Source organism: Thermogemmatispora sp., from assembly GCF_019683755.1.
Lineage (GTDB): Bacteria > Chloroflexota > Ktedonobacteria > Ktedonobacterales > Ktedonobacteraceae > Thermogemmatispora.
Window position 1 is genome coordinate 1 of record NZ_JADGHT010000169.1, and the last position, 9585, is coordinate 9585.

A 9585-nucleotide genomic window follows, 5' to 3' on the forward strand; every position below is an offset into this window, starting at 1 on the left:
CGGTTAGTCCTAACGGATTTCGGTATTGCCCGCGCAATGGAGAAAGAGATCCCGCTGACACAACGGGGTTGGGCTCTTGGCACTCAACACTATATCGCTCCCGAGCAAGAGAAAGGGCAGGCCGAGCCGGCGAGCGACATTTATTCAATGGGAGTAGTAGCCTATCAGATGTTCACAGGCCTGCTCCCATTTCAGGCGATTGTACGCAGTCACTCAGCTGAGCTACCTCCACCGAGCCAACTCAATCCAGCGCTCAATGCCGAAGTAGATGAGGCCATCCTGCGAGCCATGCACATTGATCCAACGCAGCGCTGGCCGAACGCGCGGGCTTTTGCTGACGCGGTGAAAGCAGCTCTCGCCTCAGCCGCAGTAGCCCCGACCGTGATTGTCCCTCCGCTGGAGCGCAGCTCTACCCTGCGCAGTGGGGCCAATCTATTAGTGCGCGCACTCATCCCTGAGAATCCGTGTGGGAGCTGTGGGCGAGAAAACCGGCCTAGCTCGCGCTATTGCCGCCATTGCGGGCAGGCCCTCAATGGCACTTCCCCGCTCGTCATTGATGTCTGCCAGGTTGGCTATGTCAGCGATGTAGGACGGCGCTACGTAGCACAGGACAACGAAGACATGCTTCTTATCGTCCAAGGGCTAGGCCTGGGTCTCGGGCTGCCGCCGCGTCCATTCGGTCTTTTTGGGGTTGCCGATGGCCTGCGGGGTCCAGAGGGGCGTTCCATAGGGGGGCACGAAGCAAGTCATCTGGCCATCGCCACAGTGGCCGATTTCTTGATCCCGCGCCTGACTGCGCCTCCTCCCAAAGCCCACAATGGAAGCTCCTCACAAGTCGCACAGCAGGCCGAGGCCTGGCTGCGAGAAAGCGTCTTACGCGCCAACCAGGTCATCTACCATTCTAACGCCGACTATAACACTGCGATGGCCAGCACGCTGACGGTGGCCCTGCTTCACTGTCGCCACCTCTATGTCGTAAGCGTTGGAGACAGTCGGGCCTATCACTTTGTCCCCAGCAGGGGTCTCGAACGCATCACTCGCGATCACTCGCTGGCAGCTCACCTGGTTGAGGCGGAGCTCATAGCACCCGATGAACTCTACAACAGCGCTCGGCGCCATCGCCTCTACCGCCATCTGGGTTTGGCGCCCCATCTGCCCGTTGACTTTTTCGATTGCCAGGTAGCAGTAGGCGACCTCATTCTGCTGTGTACGGATGGCCTCTGGCATATGCTCCGCGACGAGCGCTTGAGCGAGCTGCTGGCGCGTGGGGGTGATCTTCAGCAATTGGCGCGCTCACTTGTTGACGAAGCCAATCGGGCCGGCGGTGAGGGCAACATCAGTGTCATTCTTGTGCGCGTACAATAAAGCGCGGGCCTGCCTCTTCACCCACCTTTGACTTGGCGCGTCTGTCTCTCTGCTTCCCGGCGCCAGCCCAAGAAAGAGAGAAAGAAAGGCAAAAAAAGACCAGGCCTCTAAGCCTGGACATTCAGAAAGGTCTGCCATGCGGACAGAAACTACTTCTGGGCATGGCCCTCACCGGAAGCGCGCTGAATGCCTTGCGACTGACAGGTCAGCCGCCCACAGGACCGGTAGCAGCCTTGATCACCCGCTCAATCTCCCTTACCACGCGGTCCTCGCTTCTTGCCTGCACCTTGCCTGTGCCGCTTCCGGTGAGAGCGTACGACACGGACGGAGGAGTAGCCCGATACTGCCATCCGCCACGTGTGAGCCGCCCTCACACCTCAGCGGGCGCCAGCGGCTGCCAGCTCCTTCTGAGGCTCGGGCTGACTGACAGTGATCGCGATGCGCTTAGGCCGGCTGGCCTCACTGACCGGAACGCTGATGGTCAGCAGACCATGCTCATAGTGCGTCTCGATCTGATCGGCCATGATCGGCTTAGCAAAGGTGATACTGCGCGTACACTCGCCGGAACCGATCTCGTGCAGCAGCCAGTTCACCTGCTTCCCCTCGTCCACCAGGGCCGGATAGCGCGCCTTAATCGTCAGGGTGTTCTCCTGGACCGTCAGATCGATGTCCTCCGGCTTCACGCCCGGCAACAGCGCCTGCACCTGATAGCCCTGATCGGTCTCATAGACGTTCAGGGGCAGGGTTGGATTAAAGGGCGTACCGAAGAACGGACGCACAAAGGTCTGCTCGAACAGCCGGTCCATCGCCTCGCGCAGGCTCATCATCTCACGCCAGGGATCGAAGCGAACCATCGTCGTCGTCATGGTCCGTCACCTCCTTCGTCGTGATATGACTACCTTGTCACGCAGCGATGTCAGGCCATCACGGCGACACCTTCCATCAGGGTGGTCCCGTGCCAGAAGGTTCTGGACGCGCTCCACTTGCCCAGCCAGTCAGTCTGGTGCTTACCCGACCACGACCAGCTCCCTTTGCTGTCCGTCGATTGACGGCTTGAAGGAAAGGATGGACGGGTCAGCAGGTCAGCAGCCCAACCCTCGACTGGCGGGCCTCCTTCTGGCCTTTCCACCCTCAAGAAACAATGGCGGGGGGGAATTTATTCCCACCGAGAAGAGGGAGAGAGGCACCCTGAGATTCCCGGAGCCGCTTATTCGGTAACCTGTGTCCAACAGCGCAGCACCTCGGCCACGCTCCAGGCTTGAGCGAAGCAGCCAGCAGGCGTAAAAGGAGGCTCCGGCTCGGCTACCTCGCTAATCGTTCCCAAACAGGCCTCCCACAAGTGGCGCACCAGTGGCTCCAACAGAGACAGAATCGCCTGGTTGTCCTTGTAGACATGGAGGTAGGCATCGATATAGGCACCAATGAGCCAGGGCCAAACTGTCCCCTGATGATAGGCGCTATCGCGCTGACGCTGATCGCCATTGAAACGCGATCGATAGTGGGGGTCACGGGGACTCAGCGTGCGTAGCCCCAGCGGCGTCAGCAGCTCGGCTCTCACGCGCTCGACGACGCTGCGCGCCTGCTCATCGTTCAACAGGCGACGCGGTAAGGCCACAGCAAAGAGCTGGTTCGGGCGAAGAGCGGCATCGTTTTGCCCCAACTGCCCATCGACATCGATCACATCGTAAAGATAGCCTCCCTCGGCATACCAGAAGCGCTCAGCGAAATGCTTACGCACCTGGATGCGCAATTGACTGTAGCGTGTGGCATCAACGGCCAGGCGCATCGCCCAGCTCTCCATACAGGCCAAAGCATTATACCAAAGGGCATTGATCTCGACAGGCTTGCCGCGACGCGGAGTCACCGGGCAACCATCAACGCGGGCATCCATCCAGGTCAACTGCAAATCAGTCGTTCCCAACCCTACGGAGAGCAAGCCATCGCGCTCATCCATACCGATGCCGTAGCGCGTCCCGCGGATGTACCATTGCAAGATCTCCTCAAGGACAGGAAACAACTCCTTCAGCAGTGTCCAGTCGCCAGTTGCAGCTAGGTAGCGGTCAAGAGCCCGGAAAAGCCAGAGCGAGGCATCGGCAGTATTATACTCTGGCTCTGCGGCATTCTCTGGAAGGCGATTCGGCAACAGCCCCTGATTAGCGGAGGAAGCGAAGGACTTGAGCAGTCCCCGTGCCTCGCTATAGCGACCAGTGCTTAAGAGCAGGCCAGGCAGCGCAATCATAGCATCGCGGCCCCAAACCTCGAACCAGGGATAGCCGGCAATAATCGTCTTGTGATCGGGCGAGAGCTGCAAATAGCGCTTGCCTGTGGGAGTAAGCACATACTGCGGGCGCGCCACAATAAACTGATCGGCAGCTACGACCAGACGTGCCCGAACAGGGTCAGTCTGGGCCAGATCATCCACACTGCGATCGGCTACAGCGAGGAGCTGCTTGAGACGACGGCGGTGATACGCATAGGCCTGGGCGACATGCTCCTCATGCTGGGAGCTGCCCAATGCAGCAGGCGGCTCGTGCTCGGCGCTGAGCACCAAAGTGACACGCTCCCCTGGAATCAAAGGAAGATGGAAAACGCCTGGCAAATACACATCCTCCTCACAGGGCAAGCCACGATCGCGATCATGGCGATGGAGTACACGCCAATACCACAATCCTCGCGGCTCAAAGCGGGCACTCGGGCCCACAATGAGCTGACAGGTAGGAGCATCAGCACTGGCGCGAATACGGTAGCGATTGCCCTCCTGCTCGACCTGGAAACGCCAGCCAGGATCACCGCGCATGGTACTATGATGGCTGCGGGCGACACAGAAAGGCAGCAGCGTGAGAAGGGAAGGAGCTTTCTCCTGCTCGCCTCCCTCGTCATAGCTGCCGTGCAAAGTGTACTGAACATAGGTTGTATTCTGCCCGTACTCCATCCAGATCCGCTTCTCTAGCGTGAGAGCCTGTCCCAAGCGATAACGAAAGCAGGGAATGTCGCCCTCCAGACAAACGCTATCGAGGTACGACATTCCCTGCGGGTCAAGCGTGCCATCGTGGTACTCGTTGACCCCCAATTTCAGGATCGGACCCTGGGGGAGACGAAGCTCCTCATCGACCTTTGTCACGAGTACCCAGCGCTCGACCGGCGGGCGAAGGGCGGCGACAAGCAGGCCGTGGTAGCTGCGCGTCGTGGCTCCGAGCAGTGAGCCAGCGGCGTAACCGCCGAGACCATTCGTAACCAACCATTCGCGTTCCAGACCTGCCTGAACATCGCCGCAGATAGCGCGGCCAAGTGAGAGATTCCATGCGTTCAGCGAAGTGCGCTTCATTGCGCTTGTCTCTGACTGTTGCATCATGGCCCTCGTTCCCCTGGCGCTAAGCTAAGATGGAGGAGTGGGAGCCACCGCAGCATACCGAGCAAGCAAATAAGCACCGCTGCAGGGCCTGAGCATGCTCCCCCATCCCTATCTATGTATGATCTCTCCATCCATCGCTATCGCTGCTGCACGAGCGTTGGCAAAGCGGAGCAGCGCCTCAGAAGCAGGCAATTACCCGCAGAAATTGAACTGGCCGTCTGGTCTCGCTGGCAGAGAGCAACCTGCCTAGACGAGGAGCCCCGACTTAAGGGCGTGGTAACTCGCGTAAAGCCGTCTTCATCCGCTGCAAGGCGGTCTCAATGCGCTCCTCGGGAGCTGTCATAGCAATACGCAAATAGCCTTCACCGGCGGCGCCGAAGTTTGACCCTGGCGTCAACAGAACGCCAGTCTGATCGAAAAGCCAACTAGCGAAATCACGCGCCTTAAAGCCTTCAGGTACTGCTGCCCAGACATAGAGACCGGCCTGCGTCTGGCGAGCGCGCAGTCCCAAGCTATTGCAGCCTGCCACAAGCAGATCACGGCGGCGACGATAGATAGCGTTTCGCTCCTGTATCCAAGAATCGGGCAATTGCAGAGCTGCAATGGCTGCGTGCTGGATCGGGCGGAACATACCGCTATCGACATTGCTCTTGAGCCGTCCCACGGCATCCACAACCTGGCGATTGCCGACCAGCCAGCCGACACGGAAACCCGCCATATTGTAGGTCTTACTCAAAGAGTGCAACTCGACAGCCACCTCACGGGCGCCCGGAATCTCTAGAATGCTCGGAGGGCGCTGCTCGAAATAGACCTCGGCATAGGCCATGTCATGCACGATCAGCAGGTCATGACGGCGTGCAAAAGCAACGGCTCTCTCAAAAAAAGCAGAGTCGGCGCAAGCGGCAGTAGGGTTGTTCGGGTAGTTCAGCCAGAGGAGGCGGGCCTGCTGTAGCACTGAAGAGGGAATGCTCTCCAGATCGGGCAAGTAATCATGGCTTTCACGCAGCGGCAACAAATAAGGATAGGCTCCGGTGCTAGTTGTACCTGTCACGTAGACGGTATAATTGGGATCTGGCACAAGAGCCACATCGCCTGGATTAAGCACTGCCGCTGCGACGTAGGCTAAGCCCTCTTTTGACCCCAGGAGGGGCAGTGTCTCCTCTTCGGGGGTCAGAGTCACCCCAAAGCGCCGCTCAAACCAGGCAACAAAGGCCTCATGGAGCGTGCGCATCCCGCGATACTCGGGATAGCGATGGTTTTGAGGATCATGCGCCGCCTGGCAAAGGCGTTCAATAACGGCGGAGGGTGCCGGCAAATCAGGATCACCCATCGAGAGATTGATGACGTCGACTCCCGCTGCTAGACGAGCGGCCAGCTTCTTCTGCGTTTCGGCAAAGTGATATGGCGGTAAACTCTGAACAAGGCGTGATAGCTGCACGGGTGGCTCTCCTTTTGCATTCGCCAACAAGATCAAGCCGCCAACATCCTTATGGCGGCAATTGCCTGGAACAGTGACCCCTGCCTACTCGGTGGGGGCAGCCTCGTACCAGTTCCGTCCCACTTTGGTTTCGACCCTGAGCGGGACCTTTTCCGCAATCTCAGGGATATCCTCCATGATGGCTCGTACCAGCCGGCGTGTCATCTCCAGCTCCTCCACTGGTACCTCAAACACCAGCTCGTCATGTACCTGAAGAATCATACGCGCTTTTAATCCCTTCTCCTCAAACGCGTGCTGGATGCGGATCATGGCGATCTTGATCACATCGGCGTTAGTGCCCTGAATGGGCATATTAATTGCCTCACGCTCTAGGGCCTGACGTTCTGGTCCGCTCAGCGTCCGCAAATCTGGCAAGAAGCGCTTACGCCCGAAGAGCGTATTCACGTAGCCCTGCTTGTAGGCCTGGTTTAACGTGGCATCCACATAGCGTCGTACCTCGGGGAACGTCTCATGATAGCGCCTGATAAACTCGCTGGCCTGAGCATTGCTCATACCGGTCACCTGAGCCAGCCCAAAGGCCGATTGGCCGTAGAGAATGGCATACACCACTGTTTTGGCTAGACGACGTTGCTCAGGTGTCACCTGGTTGACTGGCACATGGAAGAGAGAGGAGGCCGTAATCGTATGGATATCTTCTCCCCTCTGAAAGGCCTCTACCAGGCGCTTCTCGCCAGTGATACGCGCCAGGATGCGTAGCTCGATCTGAGAGTAATCGGCAGTGAGCAAGACATAGCTTGGATCAGCGATGAAGGCGCGGCGGATCTGGCGCCCCAGATCTGTGCGCACCGGAATATTTTGCAAATTGGGGTTACTGGAAGAGAGACGCCCACTGGAGGTTACGGCCTGGTTAAAAGATGTATGTACGCGTCCGGTCACGGGGTCCATCAAAGCGAGCAGCCCATCGACGTAGGTGGACTTCAGCTTAGTAAGCTGGCGATATTCCAACAAAGCATCGACGACCGGATGGTAACCCTTGAGGCCCTCGATGACTTCGGCGCTGACGGAATAGCCCGTGCGCGTCTTACGCCCTACCGGAAGCTTCAACTCGCCAAAGAGTACCTCAGCTAGCTGGCGTGTTGAATTAATATTGAAACGATGTCCAACCGAGTCGTAGATTTTCTGCTCCAAGACGCGAATTTGCTCATTGAGCCGCTCACCGAAGTCGCGCAGAAAAGCGGCATCCAGAGCCACGCCATGCAGCTCCATCTGAACCAGCACCGGCACAAGCGGCATCTCGATGCGCTCGAACAGCGTCCACAGGCCCTGGCGCTGCAAGTCCCGCCGCAGCGGCTCTACCAGGCGCAGTGTCATGTCGGCGTCAGCCCCAGCATACTCGGCGGCGCGCGCGACGGGAACCTGTGCCATACTGATGGCCTTGCTACCGCTACCGATGAGCTGAGCGATGGGAGTCATCACGTATCCCAGGCGTTGAAAAACCTGCTCTTTCAGCCCCAGGCCACGCCGACCTGGGTCAAGCAAGTAAGCTGCCAGCAGCGTATCGAAGGTCAGGCCCCGGATGCGAATCCCATAGCGTGCCATCACCACAAGATCGTACTTAGCATTGTGCATATATTTAGCAATTTGCTCATCTTCCAGCACCGGACGTAGTCGCTCCAGCACAAGAGCTAAGGGAAGCTGAGCCGGCGGTTCTTCTGCGTCGAGCGTGCGCTGATGGCCGACGGGGACATAGTACGCCTCGCCAGGGGCCATGCTAAAAGCCAATCCGACCAACTCGGCCCGCCATTGATCTTCGGAGGACGTTTCCACGTCAAAGGCAAAGGCTCCGGCCTGGCGCAAGCTGTGCGCCAAAACCGCCAGCGCCTCCTCACTGGTGATCAGCAGCGTGCTGGTTGTTTTCTCACTGACCGTTTCAAGTAAGGGGAGGCTCTCGCCGATAGCCGGTAAGCGCAAATGACGTATCTCGGCCCCGGTCTGGGGGGGCAACTCAAAGAGCGCTAGCTGCTCCACTTGATCGTGGTTCCGGGCCTGAGACGCTGGCATAGTGGCAGGCTGCTGGGGAGGAAGAGACGGCCCCACTGCTGCGCCTGTCTCACCGAGCTTATTGAGCTGTCCTGGAGGAGGTGGCGGCTCCAGAATGGGAACCAGCCCGAGAGGTGCGGCCTGCATCTCCTCCGACGTCTCCTCGGTCCGCACACTCACTGACTGCTCGCTAGAAAGACGTTCTGGCTGGAGACTGCCCCGCGCGACCGCCTGTCTGGAGGCCTTCGCTTCACCGCCTGTTCCTGTATCGTCGCTGGCCCCAGCGGAGCCGGGCAGCCGGTCGACCAATGAATGAAACTCCAGCGTGCGGAAGAGCGCCAGTGCCCTCTCGCGATTAAAGCGCCTGATATCGCAGGCAGCCAGATCAAGCTGTACCGGTGCATCGCGCACAATCGTGGCCAGGTACTTGCTCTGGAGAGCTTGTTCGCGGGCTGCGCTAAGGGCCTTCTGCTCCTTGGGCTTCAACTCAGCCAGGTGCTCCAGCACCCCCTCAAGGCTGCCGTAGCTCGCGATCAGGCGACTGGCAGTCTTCTCGCCGATACCAGGCACACCGGGGATGTTATCCGACGGATCGCCGACCAATCCCTTAAAGTCTGGCAACTGCCCCGGTTCAATACCATAGCGTGCTCGCACTGCTGCGCGATCATAGACCGTGACCTCGCTAATCCCACGTTTGGCCACCATTACCCGCACGCAGTCATCGACGAGCTGCAGCGTATCCATATCGCCGGTCAGAATAATGGTCTCCAGGCCCTGCTCTGTGGCCTGCCGCGCCAGGGTCCCAAGCAAATCATCGGCCTCGAAGCCGTCCAGCTCATAAACGGGGAAATTGAAAGCCTGAACCAGCTCGCGAATCCGCTCAAACTGAGAGCGCATTACAGGTGGCAATGGAGGACGTTGCGCCTTGTATGTCGGTAGAGCTGCATGCCGGAAAGTAGGCACCGAGCGATCGAAGGTGACAGCTACATAGGCTGGACGCACATCGGCCAGAGCCTTCAGCAACATGCTAGCGAAGCCGAAGACCGCATTCACCGCCTCGCCGCTGCTGGTCGTCAGCATTTCCGGCAACGCATGGAATGCGCGGTGGATCAGAGCATGCCCATCGACCAGGAGCAATTTTTTATCGCTTCCACCGCACTGAGATTTTTTATGTGTTCTTGCAATCTCAAGATCACTCATATCTTTTGCTCAACCCTTCAGGCCCCACAAGCTCCTCACGCCACGGGTGCAGACTCACTGGCCCAAGCTGCACCCTTGGTCCTTACGCAGCTACCGCACGCTCTCTCTTAAGAGGGGGGGGCTGCCAGAACTCGGTAAGTTGGCTGGGAGGCAATTTCCCAGGCGCAGAGACTGGCCGTTGATGGGGAAC

Annotated in this window: 5 protein-coding genes; 1 reads left to right on the forward strand and 4 read right to left on the reverse strand. The window is 58.8% G+C overall.

The window, feature by feature from the left end; genetic code table 11:
- Positions 1-1365: protein phosphatase 2C domain-containing protein (locus IRZ24_RS11920; protein WP_297164413.1), on the forward strand; the 1365-nt coding region annotated here is incomplete at its 5' end.
- Between the two features lie 377 nt (positions 1366-1742).
- On the opposite strand, the gene IRZ24_RS11925 is transcribed toward IRZ24_RS11920, so the two are convergent.
- The 4 genes from IRZ24_RS11925 to polA all read right to left on the reverse strand — a co-directional run bounded on the left by IRZ24_RS11925 (position 1743) and on the right by polA (position 9395).
- The gene (locus IRZ24_RS11925) at positions 1743-2231 is read right to left on the reverse strand and encodes an Hsp20/alpha crystallin family protein (protein WP_297164416.1); all 489 of its coding nucleotides are present in this window, start codon (positions 2229-2231) and stop codon (positions 1743-1745) included.
- A 341-nt stretch (positions 2232-2572) separates the two neighbouring features.
- The gene (locus tag IRZ24_RS11930) at positions 2573-4717 is read right to left on the reverse strand and encodes an amylo-alpha-1,6-glucosidase (RefSeq protein WP_297164419.1); all 2145 of its coding nucleotides are present in this window, start codon (positions 4715-4717) and stop codon (positions 2573-2575) included.
- Between the two features lie 265 nt (positions 4718-4982).
- Positions 4983-6155 (reverse strand): LL-diaminopimelate aminotransferase, encoded by a 1173-nt coding sequence (locus IRZ24_RS11935; protein ID WP_297164422.1) that lies wholly within the window; start codon positions 6153-6155, stop codon positions 4983-4985.
- An 84-nt stretch (positions 6156-6239) separates the two neighbouring features.
- The gene (polA, locus tag IRZ24_RS11940; RefSeq protein ID WP_297164425.1) at positions 6240-9395 is read right to left on the reverse strand and encodes a DNA polymerase I; all 3156 of its coding nucleotides are present in this window, start codon (positions 9393-9395) and stop codon (positions 6240-6242) included.
- Positions 9396-9585: the final 190 nt, after the last annotated feature.

What these genes read in the sequence shown, in the direction of transcription:
- IRZ24_RS11925 (WP_297164416.1), bottom strand. Translation starts at nt 2,231, where the DNA reads ATGACGACGACGATGGTTCGCTTCGATCCCTGGCGTGAGATGATGAGC.
- IRZ24_RS11930 (WP_297164419.1), bottom strand. Translation starts at nt 4,717, where the DNA reads ATGATGCAACAGTCAGAGACAAGCGCAATGAAGCGCACTTCGCTGAAC.
- polA (WP_297164425.1), bottom strand. Translation starts at nt 9,395, where the DNA reads ATGAGTGATCTTGAGATTGCAAGAACACATAAAAAATCTCAGTGCGGT.